The 26,611-nt window shown below is 42.4% G+C and carries 24 protein-coding genes; 12 read left to right on the top strand and 12 right to left on the bottom strand.

Going from position 1 to position 26,611, the window contains the following annotated elements; genetic code table 11:
• The first annotated feature begins 99 nt into the window (after positions 1–99).
• Positions 100–864, top strand: a complete 765-nt coding sequence (locus tag ACR63T_RS00890; RefSeq protein ID WP_472784464.1) for a DpnI domain-containing protein — start codon at positions 100–102, stop codon at positions 862–864.
• Here ACR63T_RS00890 and ACR63T_RS00885 read toward each other — a convergent pair.
• Complete coding sequence (locus ACR63T_RS00885) at positions 861–1,355, bottom strand: hypothetical protein (RefSeq protein ID WP_472784463.1); 495 nt, start codon at positions 1,353–1,355, stop codon at positions 861–863. The two genes, ACR63T_RS00890 and ACR63T_RS00885, sit on opposite strands and share 4 nt — an antisense overlap.
• A gap of 272 nt (positions 1,356–1,627) precedes the next feature.
• Between ACR63T_RS00885 and ACR63T_RS00880 the strand changes: the two genes are divergently transcribed.
• Positions 1,628–1,810 (top strand): DpnD/PcfM family protein, encoded by a 183-nt coding sequence (locus ACR63T_RS00880; protein WP_472784462.1) that lies wholly within the window; start codon positions 1,628–1,630, stop codon positions 1,808–1,810.
• 27 nt (positions 1,811–1,837) lie between these two features.
• Here ACR63T_RS00880 and ACR63T_RS00875 read toward each other — a convergent pair whose 3' ends face one another.
• Both ACR63T_RS00875 and ACR63T_RS00870 read right to left on the bottom strand, forming a co-directional pair.
• Complete coding sequence (locus ACR63T_RS00875) at positions 1,838–2,824, bottom strand: aminotransferase class IV (RefSeq protein WP_472784461.1); 987 nt, start codon at positions 2,822–2,824, stop codon at positions 1,838–1,840.
• 8 nt (positions 2,825–2,832) lie between these two features.
• On the bottom strand, positions 2,833–3,489 hold the full coding sequence (locus ACR63T_RS00870; protein WP_472784460.1) for a hypothetical protein: 657 nt from the start codon (positions 3,487–3,489) through the stop codon (positions 2,833–2,835).
• A 440-nt stretch (positions 3,490–3,929) separates the two neighbouring features.
• Between ACR63T_RS00870 and aroE the strand changes: the two genes are divergently transcribed.
• Entirely contained in the window at positions 3,930–4,787 is an 858-nt protein-coding gene (gene aroE / locus ACR63T_RS00865) for a shikimate dehydrogenase (protein ID WP_472784459.1), read from the top strand.
• Between the two features lie 9 nt (positions 4,788–4,796).
• Here aroE and ACR63T_RS00860 read toward each other — a convergent pair whose 3' ends face one another.
• Positions 4,797–5,945, bottom strand: coding sequence for an FUSC family protein (locus ACR63T_RS00860; protein WP_472784458.1), 1,149 nt, complete (start codon positions 5,943–5,945; stop codon positions 4,797–4,799).
• Positions 5,946–6,258: 313 nt separating this feature from the next.
• On the opposite strand from ACR63T_RS00860, the gene ACR63T_RS00855 reads away from it, so the two are divergent.
• A complete protein-coding gene (locus ACR63T_RS00855) occupies positions 6,259–8,079 on the top strand; it encodes an acyl-CoA dehydrogenase C-terminal domain-containing protein (protein WP_305899346.1) in 1,821 nt (606 codons plus the stop codon).
• A 115-nt stretch (positions 8,080–8,194) separates the two neighbouring features.
• Here ACR63T_RS00855 and ACR63T_RS00850 read toward each other — a convergent pair whose 3' ends face one another.
• On the bottom strand, positions 8,195–8,569 hold the full coding sequence (locus tag ACR63T_RS00850; protein WP_472784457.1) for a 5-carboxymethyl-2-hydroxymuconate Delta-isomerase: 375 nt from the start codon (positions 8,567–8,569) through the stop codon (positions 8,195–8,197).
• Positions 8,570–8,644: 75 nt separating this feature from the next.
• Complete coding sequence (ybaK, locus tag ACR63T_RS00845) at positions 8,645–9,118, bottom strand: Cys-tRNA(Pro) deacylase (protein ID WP_305899343.1); 474 nt, start codon at positions 9,116–9,118, stop codon at positions 8,645–8,647.
• Between the two features lie 114 nt (positions 9,119–9,232).
• Between ybaK and plsB the strand changes: the two genes are divergently transcribed.
• Entirely contained in the window at positions 9,233–12,100 is a 2,868-nt protein-coding gene (gene plsB / locus ACR63T_RS00840) for a glycerol-3-phosphate 1-O-acyltransferase PlsB (RefSeq protein WP_472784456.1), read from the top strand.
• 111 nt (positions 12,101–12,211) lie between these two features.
• Here plsB and ettA read toward each other — a convergent pair whose 3' ends face one another.
• Positions 12,212–13,873: an energy-dependent translational throttle protein EttA gene (gene ettA, locus ACR63T_RS00835; RefSeq protein ID WP_305900239.1), complete on the bottom strand. Its 1,662-nt coding sequence runs from the start codon at positions 13,871–13,873 to the stop codon at positions 12,212–12,214.
• Positions 13,874–14,131: 258 nt separating this feature from the next.
• Here ettA and ACR63T_RS00830 point away from each other — a divergent pair, with 258 nt between their 5' ends.
• From ACR63T_RS00830 to ACR63T_RS00815, 4 genes are all read left to right on the top strand, one after another.
• Entirely contained in the window at positions 14,132–15,325 is a 1,194-nt protein-coding gene (locus tag ACR63T_RS00830; RefSeq protein ID WP_472784455.1) for a flavin reductase family protein, read from the top strand.
• Positions 15,326–15,578: 253 nt separating this feature from the next.
• Positions 15,579–16,994 carry a fatty acid desaturase family protein gene (locus ACR63T_RS00825; protein ID WP_472784454.1) on the top strand — a complete coding sequence of 472 codons (1,416 nt, stop codon included), beginning with the start codon at positions 15,579–15,581 and terminating at the stop codon, positions 16,992–16,994.
• A 116-nt stretch (positions 16,995–17,110) separates the two neighbouring features.
• Positions 17,111–17,404: a GNAT family N-acetyltransferase gene (locus tag ACR63T_RS00820; protein ID WP_201571015.1), complete on the top strand. Its 294-nt coding sequence runs from the start codon at positions 17,111–17,113 to the stop codon at positions 17,402–17,404.
• Positions 17,405–17,429: 25 nt separating this feature from the next.
• Positions 17,430–17,723, top strand: a complete 294-nt coding sequence (locus tag ACR63T_RS00815) for a 4a-hydroxytetrahydrobiopterin dehydratase (protein ID WP_305899339.1) — start codon at positions 17,430–17,432, stop codon at positions 17,721–17,723.
• Between the two features lie 127 nt (positions 17,724–17,850).
• Here the strand turns inward: ACR63T_RS00815 and ACR63T_RS00810 are convergent, their stop codons facing one another.
• Complete coding sequence (locus tag ACR63T_RS00810) at positions 17,851–18,006, bottom strand: DUF1328 domain-containing protein (protein ID WP_201571013.1); 156 nt, start codon at positions 18,004–18,006, stop codon at positions 17,851–17,853.
• A gap of 452 nt (positions 18,007–18,458) precedes the next feature.
• On the opposite strand from ACR63T_RS00810, the gene ACR63T_RS00805 reads away from it, so the two are divergent.
• Together ACR63T_RS00805 and ACR63T_RS00800 are read left to right on the top strand one after the other, a co-directional pair.
• The gene (locus ACR63T_RS00805; protein ID WP_472784453.1) at positions 18,459–19,736 is read left to right on the top strand and encodes a saccharopine dehydrogenase family protein; all 1,278 of its coding nucleotides are present in this window, start codon (positions 18,459–18,461) and stop codon (positions 19,734–19,736) included.
• 408 nt (positions 19,737–20,144) lie between these two features.
• Positions 20,145–20,516 carry a hypothetical protein gene (locus ACR63T_RS00800; protein ID WP_472784452.1) on the top strand — a complete coding sequence of 124 codons (372 nt, stop codon included), beginning with the start codon at positions 20,145–20,147 and terminating at the stop codon, positions 20,514–20,516.
• Between the two features lie 184 nt (positions 20,517–20,700).
• On the opposite strand, the gene ACR63T_RS00795 is transcribed toward ACR63T_RS00800, so the two are convergent.
• Positions 20,701–23,220, bottom strand: coding sequence for a Tex family protein (locus ACR63T_RS00795; protein WP_472784451.1), 2,520 nt, complete (start codon positions 23,218–23,220; stop codon positions 20,701–20,703).
• A gap of 353 nt (positions 23,221–23,573) precedes the next feature.
• Here ACR63T_RS00795 and ompR point away from each other — a divergent pair, with 353 nt between their 5' ends.
• The gene (gene ompR / locus ACR63T_RS00790) at positions 23,574–24,338 is read left to right on the top strand and encodes an osmolarity response regulator transcription factor OmpR (RefSeq protein ID WP_227680312.1); all 765 of its coding nucleotides are present in this window, start codon (positions 23,574–23,576) and stop codon (positions 24,336–24,338) included.
• A 107-nt stretch (positions 24,339–24,445) separates the two neighbouring features.
• On the opposite strand, the gene ACR63T_RS00785 is transcribed toward ompR, so the two are convergent.
• The 3 genes from ACR63T_RS00785 to ACR63T_RS00775 form a co-directional block, all read right to left on the bottom strand.
• Positions 24,446–24,712 (bottom strand): DksA/TraR family C4-type zinc finger protein, encoded by a 267-nt coding sequence (locus ACR63T_RS00785; RefSeq protein WP_472784450.1) that lies wholly within the window; start codon positions 24,710–24,712, stop codon positions 24,446–24,448.
• A gap of 193 nt (positions 24,713–24,905) precedes the next feature.
• Entirely contained in the window at positions 24,906–25,727 is an 822-nt protein-coding gene (locus ACR63T_RS00780) for a YciK family oxidoreductase (RefSeq protein WP_472784449.1), read from the bottom strand.
• A gap of 76 nt (positions 25,728–25,803) precedes the next feature.
• A complete protein-coding gene (locus ACR63T_RS00775) occupies positions 25,804–26,514 on the bottom strand; it encodes an HAD family hydrolase (protein ID WP_472784448.1) in 711 nt (236 codons plus the stop codon).
• Positions 26,515–26,611: the final 97 nt, after the last annotated feature.

Below are 26,611 nucleotides of genomic sequence, written 5' to 3'. Positions count from 1 at the left end.
AATTTAGCACTGAAATGGTTGGTTTTCAATGTAATTTATTTAGTATAGCCTCTAACTTAAGATTTAAAGTTCATTTTATCAAATAAGGAAGCGCTTTTTATGAATTTAAACTTTAATCAACAGCTTGCCAAAGACTACCGCTCACCTAGCCAAATTATCCGCGTCCTAAGTGAAAATTGGGTCGCAGAGCAAGGTTACTGTCCGAACTGTAGTAGCCAACCCTTAGCCGAATTCGGTAATAATAAACCTGTCGCTGACTTTTATTGTGCCCATTGCAGTGAACAGTTTGAGCTAAAAAGTAAAAAAGCTAAATTGAGCAATATTATCAATGATGGCGCTTATGACACGATGCTTGAACGCATTGCCAGTGATAATAATCCGAGCTTCTTTTTTTTGACTTATTCCAAAGAGCTTGCTGTTAATAATTTCTTAATTATTCCAAAGCACTTTTTTACCGCAACTATTATTATTAAGCGTAAGCCATTATCGGCTACAGCTCGCCGCGCAGGGTGGGTCGATTGTAATATTGACTTACGCCAAGTGCCTGAAGCTGGCAAAGTATTTTTGGTCAAAAACCAAACCGTTATGCCTCGTGATAAAGTAACTCAGCAATTTAAGCAAACGCTATTTTTGCGTAAACAAAGCAATCTTGCTCGTGGTTGGACGTTAGATGTTTGGCAGTGCATCGATAAGCTTGATGAAAAATTTAATTTGAAACAAGTTTATGCTTTTGCAGAGGAACTAAAGCTTAAACATCCTGACAATAATCATATTCAAGACAAAATCCGCCAACAGCTCCAAATACTACGCGATAAAGGCATTATTGAATTTTTGGGATGTGGTCGTTATCAGAAGTTACGTTAAGCGTTTCCATTCTTCCAAAGTGGCAAATCTGTGGCTGCCACTAAGCGTCTGTCATATTTATGAGGAAGATAATCCATTTCTAGCTCATCATTTACTTTAAAAAAGCTTTCCATATGATCATCAACACATTTATATGCTCTGTTTTTTACACATTTATTCCAATTAATTAGTAATTCGAACGGTGTACGAACTGCTTTAGTAAAAGCTTGCTTTTTGACAGTAATAGCGCACATTACATACTCATCATGAGGTAACTTATTCACTCCTTGTTTTACGACCTGCGCACGTGTATGTGCATATTCAAATACACCACCGTAAGCGATGTACCGTCTACTCCCTTGTAAATACTGAACACTAAACGCTAACTTTGAATAACCTGATAAATAAATAATTTGATTAGGATTGTTTTTAGCTTTTCTACATATGTTAAGGAAAATTAACAAATGACGAATTTGTAATGGAATTCTTTTGTCTTCATAAACTGAGCGCATTTAACTCTCCCCTTTTAACTTCGTTATTTAAAAGGCGATCATTGATCAGATTACAGCCTGATACAAGCGGTATTAACAAAAGACGATCACTTCTTTTAAATTCATTTGATAGGCTAAGTGACCTTGAACAAGGAATATCATCCGCGAGAATTAAAATAAATGTAGGGCGCATTTCATGCACCAGTATTTAAGCTACGAATAAAAATCGGTGAATGGAATGCACCTTACAAAAGCTAGAGCCACTTTATACGGTTTTAAAAGGAAAGATAGTTATGACAAATCAGAAAGAGTCGAAGACTTATCAAATAGAAATAATTGAAACCATGAGTCGAGTTGTTGAGATAGTTGCTGAGGATGACTCAGCGGCAATTTTAAAAGCAAAGGAGAAGTATAGAAATGAAGATATTGAGTTGAATTATGATGATATGATGGATACTGAATTTATTATTTATTAGGCCAAGCAGAAGATAAATAAAAAGTGATCAAAAATGAACCACTTCCCCATCTAACAAAGTAAGCGCCGACGCTGGCATTACTCCGCGTACCGCATTACAAAAGAACAGCTTTGATAAATGAGGCAAATCATCATCCGTTAATGAGCGCATGATAACTGGCTTATCAGACACTGCTAGCGAATCTATAATAACTTGGCGCATGACCCCTTTTACACCCGACTGATCCATTGCTGGCGTGTACCATTGAGACTTTGTGAGATAGTCTGAAAGTTCTGAATCATTGACAGTATTGGTATTTAGAGAAGCTGTCGCTTTGCTATCGACTGTATTATCCAACTGATAAAAGACATTACTCATCGTGCCCTCAACCCAAGCACCACTCATATCACGAACTAAACCCTCTCCATATTGATGACTAGCTGAATCTAACTGAGCATTTTGAGTACTTTGCGTATTGATACTTTGTAGCTCGCCACTTGCCAGCACATTGTCGAGTCGATTTAGACTTTTTAGACCTGCCAATGTCGGCGGCAGACAAGCCAACTGTGAGGTTAGACAAATAGCGCTGATAGCAGGCTGGACAGATACTTTATTCCCATTTAATAGGGGCAGCTGCCTAGGAGTCTCGATAAACATCGCAGTTGTCTTTAGCCAGACCTCACAAGCGCGACCTGTCGTATCAGCACAGAAGCCATAGCCACGAACGGGCTGCTCGGCACGGGTGATAATAAGCTTTATTATGCCTTGCTCTAGCTGCTCAGCCTGCGCTCGTATCTCAGTCAATATCTTGTCGATATCGATATCCAGCTGTAACGCTTGCGCATGAGATACTAGTCGTTGACGATGATACGCTGACCATAATACTACGCCACCCAGCACCGCCATTGTGGTAAAAAACCCATCGCCATAAGCCATGCCACGATTGCCTATCATCGAAGCGGCAGGCGTCAATGCAGTCTGATCAGCACTTTCCTGCGAGTGCAGGGCTAACCATTGGGCTTTATTTGACATCATAGAATGGCTTAAGTGCTCGCTGCTGACTTATTGAGTATCAGCATACAGCTATAAAACTCGCATTTTGCCAGCTCTATCTTTTGACCGCCTATATTCTGATTCTTGATAATCTGACCATTAAGCATATCAGCAAGCACTTTACCACCTTCCTCACCCATCAGCTGGCGAGAGACTTGATAAGCTTTTTTGGCATGAGATTTACTCTGCTCTTTTTCCTCAGCAGAGTCCGTAGGATTGGCATAATACCAGCCCAGCTCTAAGTATTTCTGTGAGTCAATCACATCCAAATAAGGCGCTTTGGTAGTCATAAAGCGGTATTTAGTAGCAGGGTTACTGGCATAGTCTAGACTATTCTCATCCGTGCTAATGACTTTGCCAAAAGTGGCGTTGATATTATCTAGCGCATCGATTTTAACAGGCTCGACCGTATCTTTGCTCCATGTCGCCAAGTCATAGGTAACGGGCACACCTTGCTCAGAGACTGCGCCATCCATGTCGCTATCCGCTGTAGGTGTTGCGCTTTCTTGAGACTCAGGCGTATCAGTGCTGATAGTAGAGGCGACCTCTTCAACAGTGCTCTGCTTATCCGTCCCGCAGGCACTCAAGGCTAGGCCAGCAGCTAGAGTCGTACCGATCATCGTTGTCTGTAAGGTAGTCTTCCACATGGGCAATTTACTCACACTTCTTGAATGAATTATAAAATAGTATTAGATGATGTTGATGATTCAAAAGTAGACACTACTGATGTTAAAAAAAGCAGCGTGCTGTATGATAACGCTTATAAGCTATACCTTATCAAGACTAACATTGATGCAAGTTATACGCCAACGTTAGTAGGTAGAGTTTCACTATAAAATTTAGTTATTCAGTTATAAAGCTAAACAACAGGAAATAGCTGTCCTCACAGTTTACCCAACTGCTCCTGCCTTGACTAGCCCTTAGGTTACAGATAACAATCACCGCTAAGAGATATTTGTTATTTAGCTGTTTGCCAGCTTTCTATTAGCTTATATAGCTAGATTTCAGTTACAAATACTTTGATTGGAAATAAACAGCAACTATCTACATTCATTATTCACAATAAAGTACAGGTAATTCAGCGCCCATGACTCAACATACCCTTAATCCGACCCAGCATTTTATCGTAATTGGCAACCCTATCGCTCACAGCAAATCACCTGCTATTCATCAATTGTTTGCCAGCCAAAGCGGGCTTACTATCTCTTATCAGCGTCAATATTGTCCTGATGATGCCCAAAGCTTTCAAGCAGTGGTTGAGGCTTTTTTTAATGGTGGCGGTGTTGGTGCAAATGTGACTGTACCCTTTAAGCAAGTCGCTTATGCCCAATGTCAGGCACAGGGCAGTCTATCAGAGCATGCCAAAGTAGCAGGCGCGGTTAATACGATCTTGATAAAAGACAGTGCCCTATATGGCGATAATACTGATGGTCAAGGGTTGGTCAATCATATGATTCGCCTAGGGTGGCCACTGACTGATGCACGGGTGGCTATTATTGGCGCGGGCGGTGCAGCACGCGGCGTGATACTACCGCTTATTGAGGCAGGCATCGGCGCGTTAACGCTTGCCAATCGTACCGAAAGTCGAGCGCAAGACTTAGCCTCAGAGCTTAGTGCAGCTAGTAGTGTCATCAACAATCACAAGATTACTAGTTGTGAGACATCCAAGCTCACAGGTGATTTTGACTTGATTATCAATGCTACCTCTATCGGCTTAACAGGGGATACTTTGCCGCTCTGTGCTGACTTAACGAGTGGTTATGTTTACGACATGATGTACGGGCGCGAGCTGCCTTTTCTACAACATTTTGTGGCGCGTGGTGCGCAAGTATCTAATGGTTTTGGCATGCTTATTGGTCAAGCAGCGCTCAGCTTTGAGCGTTGGACAGGGCACACTGTGGATGTCGATGGCGCAACGACTGCTTTGCAAGCATCGGCAAACTGATATCAAACGTCAGCTTTTTATCCCAAATCGTTTCAATAACCAGCGTTCAAGCCTTTGAAATGGCAAACGTAGCTGAGTTGAATGCATGACCCAGCCACCCAAAATACCGAGCAGACAGCCTAGCATCGTATCGAGCAAACGCGCGCGCATCACTTGCTGATAGACAGGTTCAGTTATTAGCGCCCCACTGCCATATTCAGCAATAAATATCGTCAATGGGGTGATAAAGATAACCGCCAGTCCATAGTGGCGATCTATCAAGGTCTCAATACTGACCATCATCACGAGTATGGCGACGGCTACTTGCCAGCCGCTCGAATGCCATGATAGCAGCCATCCTGCCAATCCTATGCCGATTAAAGTCCCTAGCAGACGATGAAACTGCTTAATCCACATCGTGCGCAGATGAATACCTTGAATAATAATAAAGCAACTGACCGCCGCCCAATAAGGATTGGTCATGTTAAATACTATCGCTATTAATAACGTTAAACTCACAAACCCTGCCACAATGAAGCTCTCGCTCAACGTATCTGGCTCATAGCTATAGTCGATAACAGGCTGAGATGACCGCGTTGTCAATAAGAACAATGTGTACAGCAGCGCCATGAATGTAGAGAAAATACTACCGAACATGACCAGTCCTGTCGCGAGCATGACTTGATCTAGTGGTATAGGGATGAACAAAGCGATAGCACCTGCCATCATAATAAATAGCCCAGCAGGTGGTGGCTGACGATAATAGCGCCCGAACACAATCACGGCAAAGGCTATTAAGGCAAATACGGGCAACCGAAGGTAGGGTAATTGCTGCGCTATCGCTCCCAATGCAAAACTCATCGACATCGCAAAGCCCCAAGCTATGATCGTCATCAGTCGATGCGGCAATGAGCCAATCAGTGGCAAGTTTAGGATAATCATAGCGCCCAATGAGGCTTTGATGCCTGCAGCCAATGCGCCAAAATACACGCCAACGAATATCGGAAAGCTAATCGATACGGCCGTAACTATCGGCAGATGCCACGGCCTTTGACTTTTATTGACGTTCAATAAATGCGCCAATTCACCTTTTATGAGCTGATTGCTCTGATAAAAAGCATAACTAAGTATTTTTTGAACCCAGCATTTCAAAGATACTAGTTGCTTAATCAAACTCATGTGATTTTTGTCCTTTAGCTGCTTTTATAAATCGATAACAAGCCACTTAAACCATTGAAAATTATAACGATAAAGTTTTTATATAATTTAATGTAATGAGTTGTTATCTTTGATATGAATATTAGTTATGTATTATATATTTATTATTTTATAAAGCTTATACTGATGACAACATTGGTTAAAAAACTAGACAAACTTTAACCGCTTTACCTTAGATACGTTTTACTTTACATACTTAGCAAGGATTACCTTTACTAATAATCAACTTATTGCTAACTTCTTATTGCTAATCAACGAAATTGCGAGACTGACTATGTTAACTTACAAAGCACCTTTACGTGATATCAAGTTTCTGATGAATGACGTTTTTGACTTTCAAAGCCATTACAAAACCTTAGATAATGGTGAAAATGCTGATCCTGAAACGGTCGATATGATCTTGCAAGGTATGGCTGATTTTTCTGAAAATGTCTTAGCGCCCATCTATCAGCCTGCTGATGAAGAAGGCTGTCACTTTAAAGATGGTGTAGTAACGACGCCTAAAGGCTTTAAAGAAGCTTATACTCAGTTCGTTGAGGGTGGCTGGCAAGGTATCTCATATCCTGAAGAGTACGGTGGTATGAATCTGCCAATGTCACTCAACTTGATTAAGTCTGAGATGATCGGCACGGCGAACTGGCCTTGGTCGATGTATCCAGGTCTATCAACAGGTTGTATCAATACCTTGATGCAGTACGGTACTGAAGAGCAAAAGCAGACCTACTTACATAAATTAGTAGATGGCTCATGGGCAGGTACTATGTGTCTGACTGAGCCTCATTGTGGTACAGATTTGGGTCAAGTTAAGTCAAAAGCCATTCCACAAGAGGATGATTCTTACAAATTATCAGGTACTAAAATCTTTATCTCAAGCGGTGAGCATGACTTAACCGAAAACATCATTCATATTGTTCTTGCGCGCCTGCCAAATGCGCCAGAAGGTACCCGCGGTATCTCATTATTTATCGTACCAAAATTCTTGCCGAACTCTGAGGGTGAGATTGGCGAGCGCAATGGTGTGACTTGTGGCTCTATCGAGCATAAGATGGGTATTAGCTCATCGGCGACTTGCGTGTTGAACTTTGATGAAGCAGTGGGTTATCTGATTGGCGAGCCGAATAAAGGCCTAAAAGCGATGTTCACCTTTATGAATACGGCTCGTATCGGTACAGGGATCGAAGGTCTTGCACATACTGAACTATCTTTCCAAAACGCTCTTCCTTATGCCAAAGATCGTCGCTCTATGCGCACCTTATCAGGGGTTAAAGACCCTGAAAAAGTCGCTGATGCCATTATTCATCATGCTGATGTGCGCCGTATGCTATTGACCCAAAAGGCCTTTGCTGAAGGCGGTCGCTCAATGATTTATCATTCAGCTCGCTACGCAGATAAGATGGCGCAAGGTATCGCTAATGGTGATGACGAAGAGTTCGAAAAGTGGGATGACAAGCTAGGCTTTTATACGCCTATCTTGAAAGGCTTCTTGACTGAGCTAGGTATTGAAGCGGCCAAACATGGTCAGCAGATTTATGGTGGTCACGGCTATATCAAAGAGTGGGGTATGGAGCTGATCGCTCGTGATGCACGTATCGCAACGATGTATGAAGGCACAACGGGTATTCAAGCGCTGGACTTGCTAGGTCGTAAAGTGATTTTGCAGTCTAAAGGTAAGATTATCCGCGACTATACTTCAACGATTATTAGATGGTGTGGCGAATATGCGCTTGATAAAGACATGCGTAAGTTTGTCTGGGCATTGACTAAACTGTGTGCTGAGTGGAATACGCTAACGGTACGCTTGATGCTGATCGCCCGTAAAGATCGTGAAATTATCTCAGCGGCGTCAGATGACTTTTTGATGTACTCAGGTTATATCATGATGGGTTATCATTGGGCGCGTATGGCGGCTGTCGCTTATAAGAAGTTAGAAAATGGTGGTACAGAATCGCCAGAGTTCTATCAAGCCAAGATTCAAACGGCAGAATTCTTCTTTGATAAAATCTTACCGCGTACCTCAGGTCACGCCGAAAGTATGGTCGCGCCAAGCGAGAGCATGACGTCGATGCAAATCGATAGCTTTGCATTTTTAGACTAAGATTAAAAAGTTAATAGATCATTCATAAAAAAGCGCCTATATTTAGGCGCTTTTTTATGCGTGTAACACAGTCATTAAGGGATGTTATTAACCTGACTAAACACAGAACTTAGGGTTAGCTGCCTAGAATTTTTTTCTTATACACTTCACTCAACTCTCCTACTTCAACACATATTTGTAGAGAGGTACGACCTGATTGTTCTGTTGCTAGCTCTGCTTCTAGCGTCGTCATGAGTATTTCAGACAACTCATTGCGTATCGTAATATCACGGCCTATCATCAGTCTAAAACTGGCATAAACAAACCCATTCGCCTGCTCATCATCTTCTACTCCAACCAAAAATGTAGTGACTGGCAAAAAACGTGCTTTGATATCTATTTTATTATTAAAGTGTCCGCTATCCCAAAGCGCTTGGTTTAAGGCTTTAAGTAATGACTCCTCGTGAGGAATAATAACGTTTGGCGTAGCTTGAATGGTCAAATGTGGCATGGTTTTATCCTTATAGTACGTTTAAGACGTAGTCATTTAGCAAAGATTGGTTTATCTAAACCTCGCTAAAATATCTTAGCTATTGTCGGCAATATCTATAAAACGAGCGTTTAGAGTATCGGCTAATTGCTGTGCTGGCAGCTCAATCTCAAGCCCGCGTCGACCCGCGCTGACATAGATGGTTGCTTTAGATTGAGCTGAGCTATCTATGATTGTCAGTAGACGCTTTTTTTGTGCTAATGGGCTGACGCCACCGAGTATATAGCCTGTACTGCGCTCAACTTGCTGTGGCTCGGCCATTTGCACCTTTTTACAGCCGATAGCTTTTGCCATTTTTTTAAAGCTCACTGTGGTATTGACGGGCACTATAGCGACAGCTAGCGTTGCTGTTTCTGTTTGCACCACTAAGGTTTTAAATACTTGCTCGGCGGCAACACCGAGCTTTTGGGCAGCCTCTAAACCGTAAGACTCTGCATGACTATCATGAGTATATTCATGTAGCTGGTAGTTAAGCTTAAGCTGTTTAGCAAGATCAATCGCAGGGGTCATATTAAAGCGCGTCCTCATCTAACAAAATTAAAATGGCTATACATACTATATATCGCTTTAACCACTTTTGTGGCATCATAAGCGCATTATATTTATAAAATTTGACTACTGATTATGATACCCGACTTTCTAAAAAACAGCTTTCTAAAAAGTAAGTTCGCCAAAAATGAACTCTCAGAAACTTCCTCAGCTCATACTGACGAGGTTAATGATGATGGTAATCTACCCTATCCAAAAGTGGTCGCTAAACCCTACTCTAAAGCACCTATTAATCAGCTCTATCGTAAGCTATCAGGTCAAATGCTTGATGTGGCCGTCAAGCCAAAACTATTAGGCGAGCTACCAGATTTTGATGCTAATGATCATATACTGACCTTTTATGTACTGCAAGACTATTCACGCTCCAACAGTATATTGATCGATTTGCAAACTCAAGAGCATAATCTACCGCCTGCGTTATTTGAAGTAAAAGATGAAACTCATCATATAGATGAGAACGCAGCGATTGTATTTTTACATCATCCAAACGCTAAAGACGATCAAGTCTCACCGCGCCTGTTACGTCTCATTTCTGCTATTTTGCAGTATCCTGATCTGCAGATTCGTCTGATACCTGTGTCTATTCTCTGGGGTCGCGCGCCTGAAAAGGAGGACTCACTATTCAAGCTATTGATGAGCGATAACTGGGCAGACCCTAGTATCACCAAGCAGCTATTCAATATTGGTGTTATGGGTCGCGATACTTTTGTGCAGTTTCATCCGCCACAAGATCTGCGCGCTGTCATCTATAATAGCTTACACGACGATGATGACGATTGTCCTATAGCTACTAGCTTTGAGAGTAATGCCAATTCCGATATAAATCGTGATTCTAGTACTGATACCAATACTAGTATAAGTGCTAATCTAGGCACCGATATTAATACTGACCTGACTACCGCCAGCTTAAATAATGCATTAGAGCAGCCTTTACTATCGCATCCTTTAGTGCCTGCTGCCGATGCTAATCGCGAGCTGGTACGTACTATGCAGCAGCAGCTCAATATTTATCTCGATAAGCAGCGCGCCAGCATGCTCGGTCCTGACTTATCAGACAAACGTAATCTAGTCGATAAGCTGATCTACTCCCCTGCTATCAGACACGCGATAGAGAGCGAGGCTAATGAGACGGGTGTTAGTACCCGCGAGGCACGTAGCCTTGCCAAAGGCTATGCTAACGAGATGGTAAACGACTACTCTTATCCCATCATCAGAGTGTTTGATCGATTTTTAACTTGGCTGTGGACGCAGCTTTATGACGGCGTAGAAGTGCATCATTTCGAGCGCGTACGTGAGCTGGCAGCGGATCACGAGATTATCTATGTACCCTGTCATCGCAGTCATGTCGACTATTTACTATTGTCTTATGTTATCTATAAGCGCGGACTCAGCATTCCTTATGTAGCAGCAGGCGATAATTTAGATGTGCCTGTATTAGGGCCCTTATTGCGTGGTGCAGTGGCGTTCTTTATCCGTCGCAGCTTCCGTGGTAACGCCCTATATACTGCCGTGCTACGTGAATATATGCATACCTTGATCACGCGTAATACCCCGATTGAATACTTCGTTGAGGGCGGTCGTTCACGCTCAGGTCGTCTATTGCCTCCCAAAATGGGTATGCTGGCGATGACGGTACACAGTCAGCTGCGCCGCACCAATAAGCCTGTGGTATTCATTCCAACTTATATTGGTTATGAGCGCATTATGGAAGGCGCGACTTATGTGGGTGAGCTCAAAGGTAAACAAAAAGAGTCTGAATCATTAGTCGGTCTACTCAAAGTCAGTCGCAAAATTGAGCGTATCTTTGGTAATGTCCATCTCAGCTTTGGGGCGCCGCTGCATTTAACGGACTTTTTGACTAAGTTTGATGTGCCAGCTGATAGTCTACCTGCGGATCGCACTGATACGCCGCTGGACGACAAAGCCACCGCTATGGTCGATAATATCGGTGTCAAGATTATGCAGCATATTAATAAAGCCGCTGTTATTAATCCGATATCGCTACTGTCATTAGTACTCTTATCAGCACCAAAAGCGGCGCTTGATGAAGAGATTTGCCGTGAGCAGATCGCTCTTTATCAGAGTATCGCGCGCCAGCAGCCGTATGATGATGATACGGTCATTACTGATATGCAGCCGCAGCAGATCATCGACTATGGTATCAAGCTCAAACTCATTGAGCGTACGCCGCATATCTTAGGTGACATTATTCAGGTCATTGGACGCCAAGCGGCGCTACTGAGTTACTTCCGTAATAATATCTTGCATGTCTTTATCTTGCAGTCGTTCTTAGCCGCACTAGTGGCTCGTAACGGTCGTATCAAGCGTCATCGTCTTGATGATATCGTCGCGCAGCTCTATCCATTCTTGCAAAGTGAGCTATTCTTATATTATTCTGCGCATGGTCTACAGGATATTCTAGTCAAGAAGGTAGACAACCTTATCGCTCATGATCTAATCGTCGAGTTAGGTGATGGCGTTTTAGGTGTTCCTGAGACTAATAGCAGCAGCTATCAGCAATTAATGGTATTGGCAACGCCTGTCGAGCATAGCCTAGAGCGTTACTTCATGACCCTCGCCCTACTCGCTCAGCAGGGTTCAGGCAATCTAACGGCAGAAGAGGTCATTGATCTGTGTCATCTGCTAGGTCAGCGACTATCGGTATTATATGCTGATGATATTCCCGACTTCTTTGATCGCTCCTTGTTTATTAGTTTTGTCAATGCGCTCATTCGTCTCAACTATATTCAAACCGATAGCGAGACTGGTGTCCTCATCTTTGATGAGCGTATTAATAATATCGCCCATCATGCCAAATACGTGCTGAGCACTGATATGATGCAAATATTACAACAAGTCGCCAGCCTCGATGATGAAGAGATTACTCATGCTATTACCGCTATTAGCAATAAAAAACAGCGTAAATTTGGGCGTAAGCGTTAGAGATAGCCATAAGCGTTAGAGAGTAGTTATTTAATTTATGACTTTCAATACACAAAAAGACCGCTAATAGATTAGCGGTCTTTTTGTGTATTGAGCTATACGTTTGATAGTTTAGCTCGTAATTTTCTTATACTTTGCGCGTTTTGGACCTGAATCATCACCCATGGTCTTTTTGCGATACGCTTCAAATTCAGTATAGTTACCGTCATACCAGATCGGGCCTTCCTCTTCAAAAGCTAAGATATGAGTGGCAATACGATCTAAGAACCAGCGATCATGCGAGACTACCATTACGGTACCTGGGAAGACTTGAATAGCGTCTTCAAGCGCACGCAAAGTCTCAATATCCAAATCGTTCGATGGCTCATCAAGTAACAATACGTTCGCGCCTTGCTTTAGCGTTTTGGCTAATTGCAGACGGTTACGCTCACCACCAGACAGTTGACCAACGTGCTTTTGCTGATCTGAGCCTTTGAAGTTAAAGCGTCCGATGTAAGCACGACTTGGCGTGGTATAGTCACCAACCGTGATGATATCTAGACCGTCAGAGATCTCTTCCCATACAGTCTTTTTATCATCTAAGTTATCACGCACCTGACCGACATAAGCAACGCTGACGCTTTCGCCCAAATCAACAGAACCCGTATCTGGCGTATCACGCTCAGTAATCATATTAAATAGCGTGGTCTTGCCTGCGCCATTAGGGCCGATAATACCAACGATAGCACCCGCTGGCACATTAAAGCTCAAGTCTTTATAAAGCAGGCGATCGCCAAATGACTTGGAGATATCGTTGACTTCGATGACTTTATTACCTAGACGTGGACCAGGTGGAATATAAATCTCAGAGGTTTCGTTACGCTTTTGAAACTCCGTTGAGTTTAGCTCTTCAAAACGTTGCACACGAGATTTTGACTTTGCTGTTTGGCCTTTTTGATTTTTACGAATCCATTCCAGCTCTTTTTTCAGCGCTTTAGCGAATGACTCTTCTTGCTTATTCTGCTGCTCTAAACGAGTGTTTTTTTGCTCAAGCCACTGGGTATAGTTACCTTCATACGGATAGCCATGGCCACGATCTAATTCCAATATCCACTGAGCAACGTTATCTAAGAAATAACGATCATGGGTGATAGCGACGATAGTACCGCTGTAATTCTGCAAGAACTGCTCAAGCCAAGCCACGGACTCAGCGTCCAAATGGTTGGTTGGCTCATCGAGTAGTAACATATCAGGGCGTGATAGTAGCAGACGGCACAAAGCTACACGACGTTTTTCACCACCTGATAGTTTGCTGACATCTGCATCCCATGGTGGCAGACGTAGCGCATCAGCGGCTTTTTCTAGCTGGTTATTTAGGTTATGCGCATCCCAAGACTGAATGATGTCTTCCATCTTGCCTTGCTCTTCAGCCAGTTTATCAAAGTCAGCATCAGGCTCAGCATATTCGGCATAGATAGCATCTAGACGCTCGAGCGCATCCAAAGCTTCGCGCATACCATCTTCGACATTACCGCGCACATCTTTGCTATCATCGAGCTGTGGCTCTTGTGGCAAATAGCCGATCTTAGTTCCTGTTTGCGCACGTGCTTCGCCACTGAACTCAGTATCCACGCCTGCCATAATACGTAGCAAAGTAGATTTACCTGAACCATTGATACCCAAAACACCGATTTTGGCACCAGGGAAAAATGATAAATTGATGTTTTTTAGAATCTCGCGCTTAGGCGGAACAAGTTTTGACACGTTGTTCATCGTGTAGATATATTGAGCCATTAACACTCCGATGGACTGCATAAAATAGGCGAGCAAGCGCGCTTTATCAAAGAACAAAAGCAGATGTATTTGCTCAGCCTCAAAAATAGGATTATAAATTGTCATTCATTATCGCATTGTGGCGCATAGGCTGCAAGCTAGTAGGCTGTTTAGCAAAATTTTTCAGTTCTTTTTATCTAGCTATATAGGGTAAAGCTATTGTTAATAACGATTTAAACCTCATTATATTACTAAGATTCATTATTAAATAGCTCACTTATGACCTCTAGTTATCGTCCTGAGATTATTCAAAGCGCGTTTGTTGACTTCATTGGTTCGCACTTGTCACCATTTTGGTCATTGACTGCGCCAAAATTACGACTTATTGCTAGACAGGCACTGAGCGATGAGCTGATAGCGCTCCAGTTTGAGGTCAATCGCGCTTTTAAGCAGCGCTTTTTTGATACTAAAAAGGGTCAACATAGCGGCTGGCATGGGGGTCAATATATTAATCTGACGATTCCTATCGAAGGTATTTATCATCAGCGCAGCTACTCGCTAGTCGGCTTACCAAAGCAAGATTTATGGTGGACTGAGAGTAGTAAAACTACTGCTAAAAACAAACAGCGCCAAACCTTGACCATCGCTATCAAGCCGCAAGGAGAAGTATCAGACTATCTCACCAAGCACGCCGCTATTGGTACGATATTCGATAGTAGTGCGCCTAGTGGTGACTTTACCTTGCAGCAAGCCAGTTCAGCTAATCAAGCACCTTTGTTATTTATAGCAGGTGGTAGTGGGATTACCCCAATGTTAGGACTGATCACGCAAGCGCTAGCAGATAAGCGGCAAGTGACGCTAGCGCATTATAATCGTGGTGCAGTGTTAGAGAATTATTGGCAACAGCTAAAAAACGAGCATGCCAGCTTTACTTATTATTTAGTTGATACGCAAAATCCTGATAGCTATTTGGCAGGCAGTCGTCATTTGCAGGCTGCTAGTCTTTTGACGTTAGATTTGCCTTTACCAGAGACCCAGATATTTGCCTGTGGCTCGCAAGCTTTATTAGCGAGCTTATACAAGGCGGTAGATGAGATAGCTACAAGCTCATTAGGCAATCTTGATTCTAGTAAAGAAAACTCACTACGTGAGAATATTATTATTGAGCGCTTTGGCACTGCTCTACCTGAGCTAGCGTTAGATACTCTAGATGAGCAATTTGATTTAGCCACGCATACGGTATATTTGCGCCAGCAGCAGTTTAGCAGTGATAGCACATTATTGCTTAGTGCTGAAAAGGCTGGTATTCGTCTTAATTACGGTTGTCGTCAAGGTATTTGCCAACTGTGTCGCTGTAATAAAATCAGTGGCGTCGTCAAAAACATTCAGACAGGTAAGCTGAGCGGTGATGGTCACGACTCTATCCAGACTTGTATTAACGTGGCGATGAGTGATGTGGTGCTTGATATTTAGGTGAATGACATCTCTACAAAGCCCTAAAAATATAGAACATTTCTAACCTTTATTTGACAGAATAATTAATTAGCTTAATTTTATAATTATTACTGCACGATTAGAAAAACTAACCAAAATACAGCAACTTAACGCCGATGTAGATAGAATAAATTTCAGCTATATTGTATGATAAAGCCTATTTTATTGATTAAGCCGTCGCTGATATCGCCAATGATAAATAGCTATAAGCAGTCTCGGTTAAGGATTATTAATGCGCTTATTACCGCCGATATCCCCTGTACATTCTGCTGTTCCTATTTTGACCACGCCAGCTATCGCAAAAGCTAGAGCCACTACTGACAGAGACACTGTCTCTCAAGAATGTATAGAGACCTCACAGTCAGCCAAAGCACAGCCTTATCCTACTTTGACCCAAACACCCTTATCCAAAGCACAATCGGCTGCATTAGCTTCAGAGTTAAACGCGCTATATAACGAAGTAATGGACTCCTTAGGTGCGGATGACGCCCGTTATATTGAACAGGTCTATAAGCTAGTCGCAGGTAGTGAAATCGCGGCGCGTAGCCTCTTGGCAGTAGCCTGGCGCTTGCCTAAAAAGCGTTATAAATTGGGCGGTTGGCTACTCGGTACGACGCTACTTAGTTTTAGTAAAATCATCAATAACATGGAGCTGGGTCATAACGTCATGCATGGGCAGTATGACTGGATGCAACATCCGCATCTTAATAGTCAAAAATTCGACTGGGATATCGTCTGTCCTGCACCTTTGTGGCAGCATTCGCATAACTACTTGCACCATACCTTTACCAATATCGTAGGCCGCGATCATGATGTCGGTTATCATTTGATTCGGGTCACTGATGAGCAGCCTTGGACACCTGAGGATCGCTCTAACCCGTTTAAGACTATGGTTTTAGCCTTAGGGTTTGAGTGGGCCGTAGCTTTTCATGATATACAAATCAGCGTTGATGAATATGCGGACGCTGCAGATAAGCATGAGCTATTACAGCAAAAGACGCGAGCACTGTGGGCGAAGATATCTCGACAAGTCGGTAAGGACTATGTCGCGCTACCTGCTACTGCTGGTGTGTTATTAGGTCGTGGTAGCGCCATTAGTACATTGACAGGTAACTTTACCGCCAATATAGCGCGCAACTTATGGACGTGGGCGATTATATTTTGTGGACATTTTACCGATCAGGCGCATATTCATACTCACCTTGATGATCAAGAGAGCAAAGGTGACTGGTATGTGCGGCAAATATTAGGCTCTAGTAATATTAAAGGTCACAAGTTGTTTCACTTTTTGACGGGCAATTTATCGCATCAGATTGAGCATCATATATTCCCAGATATGCCAGCACATCGTTATGCCAGTATCGCACCGCAAGTAGAGGCCATCTGCCAAAAGTACGAGCTGTCTTATAATACAGGCAACTTTGGTCGTCAGTTTACTCAAGTGCTTAAGCGTATCTATCACTTTAGTCAGCCAAATGCTGATGAGCAACAAGCTTATGAGCAGACACTTGCTAATGAAAATAAACGGCTTGAACCTACTCAAAAACAGCAGCGCATATCGGAGCCAGTAACTGGTCTCAAAAGGCATATCCCACAAGTGGTGCGCCAATCATTATATTATGCTTTTGCTCGTGCTAATAAAGCTTAGAGAGTCTATAATCGCTATTAACAACGATAAGTTACTGAGAAATTACCACAGAACGTTTATCATTAATGATCAGTAAGCTGACAGTAGAATAGAACCTATAATAATAAGGAGTTTTTATGACTGACATCTCTAAAGATAAACTAAACATTAATCATAACGAGCAAGCTCAGCGCTTCGAGACTACTATTGATGGTCACACAGGTTATATTAGTTATCAGCAGCGCTCTGATGCTTTGGTCTTTGATCATACGATCGTACCACAAGCGTTAGGTGGTCAAGGAGTCGGTTCAGCGCTGGTTAAGCATGCCTTAGACTATGCGCGTGATCATAATAAAAAGGTAGTACCACAATGCTCGTTTGTAGCTTCTTATATTGATAAGCACCCTGATTATCAGGATTTAACTAGATAATTTTTATATAAAAAAGGATAGTGCTATGAGTAGTTTATCTGACAAACAAGTGGACATGCAGTTAGAAGATCTAACAGGCTGGTCGCGTGATGGCAATAGCATCATTAAGTCTTATCATTTTAACGACTTTATTGAAGCTATGAGTTTTATGAATCAAGCCGCCTTTTATGCAGAGGCGTTAGAACATCATCCTGAGTGGCACAATACTTATAATATAGTCGATGTACGCCTCACCTCTCATGATACAGGCGGCATTACTAGCCATGATATTCGTTTAGCTAAACGCATGGAATATATTATTCAGCCCAAACACTTATAGAACTACTTGCTGTAGTCTAAGCACAAAAAAGAGTCTAAGCATAGAAAATACTCTAAGCACAAAAAAGTCCTCAATTCATATTGAGGACTTTTTTATGTTTGAAGTATTGATATAGAATACTTTGCTGTTAGACTTTGCGACCGATGAAGGCCACGATGAACAAGATGACAGCAACGACTAAGAAGATATAAGCTAAGTTTGATGATAGGCCAGCGACACCGCCAAACCCTAGCAAACTTGCAAGCAGTGCGATCACTGCAAAAATAATAGCCCAACGAAACATAACATTCTCCTCAAATTAGGTTAAAAGTAAAAGTACTAGCATTGAGCTTTTATGTATCAGAGTAAGCTTTGTCATGGTAAAAATTTATGATAAAAGCCAATCTTGACTACTAAAAGCGCATCGCAATGCTATTGTTAATTGTTTTCATAATTATTGATAACTTGAAAAAATAATACCAGTAATCTTCTTGTTTGAAGAGACACTTTAGTAATCTTCGAGCTATGTTATGTAACCTTTGTAGCAATAGGGCCATATTTGTAATGAATTTATCACATTGGGTGATTTTATTTAGTTTTGAAAAATAATACTTCCAAAAAATCAGCTCTATTGCTTTATTATTTGCTGGTCATGATTACTGACCATCCACAAATATAACTATAACAGTGATAGCTTTTACGGCACACTAATCCTGTGTACAACTTATTTTTACCCCTATATATGAAGGATAGTTTATGACTATTAATACTGATAAACGCGCTTATACCATTGTGCTTTATGGTGCAACTAGCTTTGTAGGACAGATCACTGCTCATTATTTAGCACAGTTCTTGGCTGAGCAAAAAAAGGACAATTCGTCCAAATCTGTGACTTGGGCGATAGCAGGGCGTGATGAAGACAAGCTCAAAAAGCTGCAGGACGAAATAGCTAGCAAACAGGATGAAGATGCCGATAAGGTAGATATTATCATTGCTAATAGTGATGATGATGCTAGTCTTGATGCTATGACCCAGCAGACGCAAGTGATTATCTCAACGGTAGGCCCTTATCTAAAATATGGCGAGCCGCTGATCAAATACTGTGCACAAAACGGTACCGATTATGTCGATCTCACTGGCGAGGCCATTTTTATCAAAGATATGCTCGATAAGTATCAAGATACCGCCAAACAGAGCGGCGCTCGTATTGTCAACTCTTGCGGCTTTGATTCTATCCCCTCAGATTTAGGGGTTTATTTTACTCAGCAGCAAGCACAAGATAAGTTCAACCAAGCTTGTGAAACAGTTCATATGCGCGTCAAAGCTGCTAAAGGCGGTCTATCTGGCGGTACGATTGCCTCTATGGCGACTATTTTTGAAGAGGTTGGTGAAGATAAATCGCGCCGTAAGCAAGTGGCCAATCCTTATCTATTAAATGATGATAGTGACGCACCTACTCTACGTCAAAAAAATGTTGGCAAGCCTGAATATGATGGTGAGCATAAGCGCTGGCTTGCGCCTTTTGTGATGGCGAGTATTAACACTCGCATTGTCCATCGCAGCAACCAGTTACTCAGTTATGAGTATGGGCGTGAGTTCAAATATGATGAAGCGATGTGGATGCAAGACGGTACTAAAGGTAAGCTGATGAGCTATGGTCTAAGCGCAGGCTTATTAGGTTTTGCCAGTGCTATGATGTTTAAACCAAGTCGCGAGTTATTATCTAAGCATGTTTTACCAAAATCAGGCTCTGGTCCTTCTAAATCTGAACAAGAAAACGGCTTCTTTGATATTCGCTTTTTTGGTACGACGACTAAGCAAGATAACATTAGCACTAAAGTAACGGGTGATAGAGATCCAGGCTATGGTAGTACTTCGCGGATGCTGACCCAATCTGCTTTATGCCTAGCGCAAGACATCAGTCAAGATGAAGTAGCGGGCGGATTCTGGACTCCTGCCTCTGCTATGGGAGATAAACTCATACAGCGCTTAGAAGACCATGCAGGGCTTAGCTTTGAAGTAATTGACAGCTAATGCAAAAAATTAAAAAGCAACATTTATACTATTAAAATGACAGCATCTTTATAGCAAGATGCTGTTTTTATTTGACAATAATAATACATTAGTTGCACTCAATGACTTGTTCGCACGAGTCTGTTAGATTTCTCATAGATGTACTACTGAACTGCTTGTATTGTCCTTGTTACCATTATGTCTAAGGTTCAGAAACAACAGTACTAACGTACTCGGTTTTCTATACTAGTCAATCGTGATAGTCGTTTATTGATTATCATGATTTTATTTTTTTATAGATTATATATCTTAAATAAATAGATTCAAGATACTAAATAGATGTGAGCTGTATCGAATAGTATTTGATATAAATAACCTTTTTGATTTTCATATTTAATAATATAAGACTATGAATCAAGGAATATACAAATGAAAAACTCTACTCTATCTTTATCGCTGCTTATCGGTGCTGCTATTACAATGCCAACATTAGCAATGGCAGTTCAAGCTGATATGACAGCAGCAGCTGAACAAGCTGTCGCTGTTGAGACTACAGTTGACAATACTGATGCAAGTGAACTTAGTACGTTTGCAGTTAGTGAAATTCAAACTATCTCACGTGCAAGTGTTGATAACACTATCCCCCAACAGCCAATGACAGCGCCGATGGCAGCATCACAAGAAGCGCCGCAAGACCCAGAGGTACAAGCGACAGAAATAATATCTGAAGATCCTGTCTTGGCAGACGAAGAAGACTTACTAGAAGAAGATTTAGAGGATTCAGAAGAAGATAGCCTTTAAACAAATGTCTTATTGCGTACGCTAGCCCAATCCTTGATTGGTTTATCGTTATTAAGAAACAATTAGATATATGCTTTCTACTTTTTTAACGCGCCCTAGTTATATTTAAAATAGTATTATATATCATGCGTAAAAAAGGCAGCCATTAGGCTGCCTTTTTATTGTATAAATACCAAGATATTGATTATTTTTTAGATTTGCTGACGCCTGCTTCTTGTAGTAACGCACCAAGCGTGCCCATTTTGCTAGGCGATTCTGCTTTTTCGGCACGCGGAGCCTTGCTACGACTATCATTAGGATTATTATTACTATGTTGACGCTTAGGCTTAGAGGGACGCTTATCGCCAGCTGGACGACTGCTGCGTGGACGACTGGCTTTGTCCTCATTATTAGCAACATTTGCCGTCGTAGTCTTCGCTGCTGGGCGTACTAGTTTTTCAGACTCAGGCTTCATACTAAAGCCAATACGACCCCGTTTTTCATCGATAGAGATCACCCGTACGGAGATAATATCGCCAGGCTTGACGCGATTCATAGGATCAGAGACAAAGTCATTTGCCATCTGTGAGATATGCACTAAGCCATCTTGATGGACGCCAACATCGACGAAACATCCAAAGGCAGTGACATTAGTCACCACACCCTCAAGCATCATGCCTTCTGTTAAATCTTTAATGCTATTCACATCGTCACGGAAGCTTGCTGTTTTGAACTCAGGACGCGGATCGCGAGCAGGTTTTGCCAGCTCATCTAAAATAGCTTTGATGCTGATATTGTCATCATTAGCGGCGATAGCGGTAGTATCCATACTGTTCAGTACGCCATCATTACCGATGATTTCACTCAAGTCTTTACCTGCTTGCGTCAATAAATCAGCAACCAATGCATAGCTCTCTGGATGCACGCCTGTGGCATCTAGAGGGTTACTGCCATCATTGATACGTAAGAACCCTGCGGCTTGCTCAAAAGTTTTTATCCCTAGGCGCGGGACACTTTTTAGATCTTCACGACTAGCAAACGCGCCATGTTCTTTTCGATAAGTGACGATTTGCTGCGCGACGTTTTTATTTAGACCAGCGATGTGCGTCAAAATAGCAGGACTAGCAGTATTTACATCAACCCCAACGGCGTTGACACTATCTTGAGTCACTTTATCTAAGCTATCGGCTAGCTGGTTTTGGTTAACATCATGCTGGTACTGACCAACGCCGATAGCTTTTGGATCGACTTTTACGAGCTCGGATAACGGATCTTGTAGGCGGCGAGCAATAGAGACTGCACCGCGCACTGAGACATCTAAATCAGCCAGCTCATCACTTGCCAGCTCGCTCGCTGAGTACACAGACGCTCCTGACTCATTGACGATAACTGCTTTGGCATGCAAGGCGTCATTAGCTTGGAGAATCTGTTTGACCATCGCATCAGTTTCGCGACTGGCTGTACCATTACCGATAGCCACTAGATCGATATTATAAGTGCTTAATAGATGATCAATAACTGTTTTGGCCTCAGTCATCTTATTATCAGGGGCAAATGGATACACGGTAGCAATAACGGATTTGTCCTCGCCATCTCTCATGACATGACCTTGTGCATCAATAACAGCCATTTTGACACCATGACGGATACCAGGATCAACGCCTAAAATCACTTTACGACCAGCAGGTGCGGACATTAGCAGATGTTGTAAATTACTGGCAAATACATCGATAGCATCTGCCTCAGCGCTCAGACGCTTCTGGGTCAATAGACGATGCTCAATGTGCGGACGCCACTTATCTTTCCATAAGCTATTAGCCGCCTCAGTCAAGAATTCATGACGCTCTACAGGCGTAGTATTAGCAATATCAAAATTGTTGATTATTTTATCAATAAAGGGCGCATCTTCGCCTTCAATCTTGAGACCTAGTACGTTTTCTTGACGACCGCGTAGCATCGCAAGCAGACGATGATTGGGCAGGCGAGCTAAGCTCTCGCTATGCTCAAAATAGTCTTTGAACTTCTCGCCTACTTCGCGCTTATCATCGCTGGCGACCGTTGAGACGATACTAGCCGTCTTCGCAAAACTATTGCGTAAATTATCTAAAAGAGCGAGTGCTTGCGTCCATTCATCAACGATAATAGCTTGTACACCCGCCAGCTGCTTGTCTATGTCGCTAAAATCAACTTCGATCTCATTACCACTATCATCAGTAATAGTCGCAGGCAGCTGATAATCGGCCAAAGCAGCTGTTGGGGTAATCTGTTGCGTTAACAATGCTTGTGCAGCCAGATCTAGACCAGCGGCGCGCGCTTTAGCAGCAGGCGAGCGTCGGCGTGGACGATATGGCAAATAGATGTCTTCAAGCTCAAGCTTAGAGGTCGCATTATCAATGCGAGCTTGCAGCTCATCACTCAAGTTACCTTGAACACTTAGCAGCTCGGTAATCTTTAACCGACGAGTCGCCATATCGCGCTCATAAGTGAGCGCCTTCTCGAGCGCACGTAACTGTACATCGTCAAGATTTTGGGTTTTCTCTTTACGGTAGCGCGCAATAAAAGGCACCGTATCCCCTTCATCGTAGAGTTTGACAAACGCATTGACTTGAGCTGTCTTAATGCCAAGCGCGCGAGCAAGCTTGTCGTGAATATTCGCGTGTGTGGTTGCATCTAAGCCTTGAGAGGTTGAGGCTGGCGATGACGTTAAGGATTCAGTGCTAGTCATATACTTATCAATCATTGAGAAATGGTGTTTGGCATTATAGCAAAAGCTGGATGAATAAAAATCCTTTTTCTCTTATCGCAGTTTTTTATCGCTTTTTAGCCTCAAATTAACCTTTAATTATAGATTTGTCGGCGTAGTAAACAAACGCATACAGCATTTATGTCTATGAGTGATGCATTTAGTGATGCAATCTTATACACTAAAGCGGTGAACCCATATATATTAGTTATAACTGACGGTTGCCTCAAAGCTGTGATAAGGTGATATTAACTTTTAGCTATCTCAATCTAGTGGACAATAACTGACTTATTCGTAGCCTTTGACAATAATAACGCTCAATAAAGGATTTATTCATGACTGATAATAAAAGCTTAGATACTATGACTCAGCGCATTTTAGTTGTTGATGATGACGCCCGCTTGCGCTCTTTGCTACAACGCTTCCTAGAAGATGATGGTTTTGTCGTGCGTACCGCGCATGACGGTAGTCAGATGGATAAACTCATGCAACGTGAACTGTTCTCCTTAGTGGTGTTAGATCTGATGCTACCAGGCGAAGACGGTATCAGTATCTGTAAGCGCTTGCGTGAAGATAATGCGGATATTCCTATCATTATGTTGACTGCAAAAGGCGGCGATGCGGATCGTATCGCCGGCTTGGAAGCAGGCGCTGATGACTACTTGCCTAAGCCCTTTAATCCAAAAGAGCTGCTCGCCCGTATTAAAGCTGTGCTACGTCGTCAAAACCGTGAGCTACCAGGTGCGCCTAGTTATCAGCTAGAGGTGGTCGAGTTTGGTCCATGGACGCTTGATCTATCTACACGTACCTTAAAGCGTGATGGTAACGTCGTCACTTTAACCACAGGCGAGTTCTCTGTACTCAAAGCCTTAGTTCAGCATCCGCGTGAGCCCTTGACTCGTGATAAGCTAATGAACCTAGCCCGTGGTCGTGAATGGGGTGCTATGGAGCGCTCTATCGACGTACAAGTCTCACGCTTGCGTCGTTTGATTGAAGATAACCCTTCACAAGCCCGTTATATTCAGACCGTTTGGGGTGTAGGTTACGTATTCGTACCAGACGAAGCTGAGCCAGAAGCGACTAGTGCTGACACAGAATAGCTAACGGCTCTGTATATTAGTAAAAAAATAAAACCCCTGACCATTATTTGGCAGGGGTTTTTTATGGAGCTGAATAATTCACAATAAATTAATGATAAAAATCCACTTCAACGTAGTTGACTGTCTTTACTGCCACGGCGATTAAATAGCTCAATAGCTTTGGCTTCTCTTTCAAGCTCATTTTGACAGCCTATACAGTGCTGTACGCCAAGTACGGCTACTCGCCGCGCCTCTGGAATAGCATTACCGCACTCATCACAGAATTCTGCACTATCCCCTTTAGGTAGCGAGCTACGCACGCGCTCTAATGCATCATTGACGGTCGCGTCCATCTGCTCATGCTCTGCCCCATCTCTTGCCCATCCACCTGCCATAACTTATCCTTTTTAATGGTTTTAAAAATTTTGACTCTAAGATTATTATTAATATAATAAAGTCTTTAAGAACAGCTAGATGGGGTTAGGTTTGGCTTATTTCAATAGGCTAATCGACTTAGTTATTCACACAATTTAAGCAAAATTATGTGGCTTAAATGATAGGATTCAAAGTATATGATTTAAAGCATTATTATTTTGGTTGTAACGCCACGACTTGTCCACGTACGCCGATACTATCATCACTCATCAAGCAAATATAACCTGCCATAATGTCCTTGGGGGTCTTTAAACTCATAGGACTCTCACCAGGGAACGCATGCGCGCGCATGTTAGTACGGGTACCGCCTGGATTAATACAGTTAAAGCGCAAGTTAGTCGTATTCTGAGTCTCTTGAGTAAAGATATCACTCATACCCTCAACGCCTTGTTTTGATAGTGCATAAGCACCCCAAAACGCACGTGGATGCGTGCCAACTGTGCTTGATGTAAATACGATAGAGCCGTTAGTTGCGTCTTTTAATAGTGGCAATAGCGCTTGGGTCAGCATAAAAGTTGCGGTAAAGTTCACTTGCATAACTTTAGCAAAAGTATCGACATCATACATCTCAAGCGGCGTCATCTCGCCAAGTATGCCTGCATTGTTTAATATACCATCAAGTTGACCGAACTCTTTATTGATCAATCCTTCTAACTGCTGCATCTCTGCGTAACTGGCCTTTTCCAAATCCATCGGTAAGATAGCAGGTTGCTTACCACCTCTGCTCTCAATCTCGTCATAAACCGCTTCTAGCTTGCTACTAGTACGGCCTAATAATAGCACCGTTGCACCATAGCTTGCATAACTCAAAGCCGCAACGCGTCCAATACCTGCCCCTGCACCTGTCACCAAGATAGTCTTGCCTTGTAGGCAATTCTCGGTGGCGACAAAGTTACGAATCTCCTCATGAGTCAATGAGTGATTAGAATCTTGCTTAGTAGTTTGTTCGGTGTCTTTGTGAGAATCATTTGTCATAGACTTGATACTTATCTTTTAGAATTTATAGGGGATTTAAAAACGTTCAACTTTAAAAGGTGTGTAGAGGATTGCACTATAAATAATCAAATTTGCCAGAATCCACTAACAGATTTTTTAGCTGCATCGGGGTCTCGACGATGTATGTTGCGTTCCACTTCTTAATAGTTTTTTGATCCTCTGGTGGAATATAACCATATGCCGCCAAAATAGTTGGCATGCCAGCTGCCCTGCCCGCCTCAATATCACGGATATGATCGCCCACATATAACACGCTAGCCGCGCCACCACGCGGTATACCTAGCTTTTCTAGCGCCAAATACATAGGCTCAGGATCGGGCTTAGTACGCGCCACATCATCAGGACAGACCAGTACGGTACAGCGCTCATGCAAGTTCATTTTTTCTAGTAATTGTTCAGCCAAGTAGCGTGGTTTGTTAGTGACAATACCCCAAGGTACTTGTTTTGATTCCAAGAAAATTAATACTTCATCAAGTTGCTCAAAAAGACAGCTATCGACACAAATATCCGCTTCATAATCATCCAAGAACTGCTGTCGAAACTCAAGTAGCTCTTCTTGGCTGACGACGGTCTGTCCATTGTGCCGGAGCATCAACTGTACCATCGCTGAGGCTCCAGCTGAGACTTGCTCACGGATATCATTCTGATCAGGCGCTTGCCAGTTATTCTCAAGACTCATTTTGCCGATAATACGCACAAAGTCTGCGGCAGTGTCAACCAAAGTTCCATCGAGATCGAACAGTACCGCATTTACAAAGTTAGTCATGATAAAAGCTCTTATCTTATTATTAATTTATTAGTATTTACGTTATTAGTATTTAAGTTATTAATATTTAGGCTATTAGCGTTTAGATTAGTAGTAC

The organism is Psychrobacter sp. M17(2026), assembly GCF_055699815.1.
Note: the sequence above shows the minus strand (reverse complement) of the source record. Positions and strands in the feature narration are given on the sequence as shown.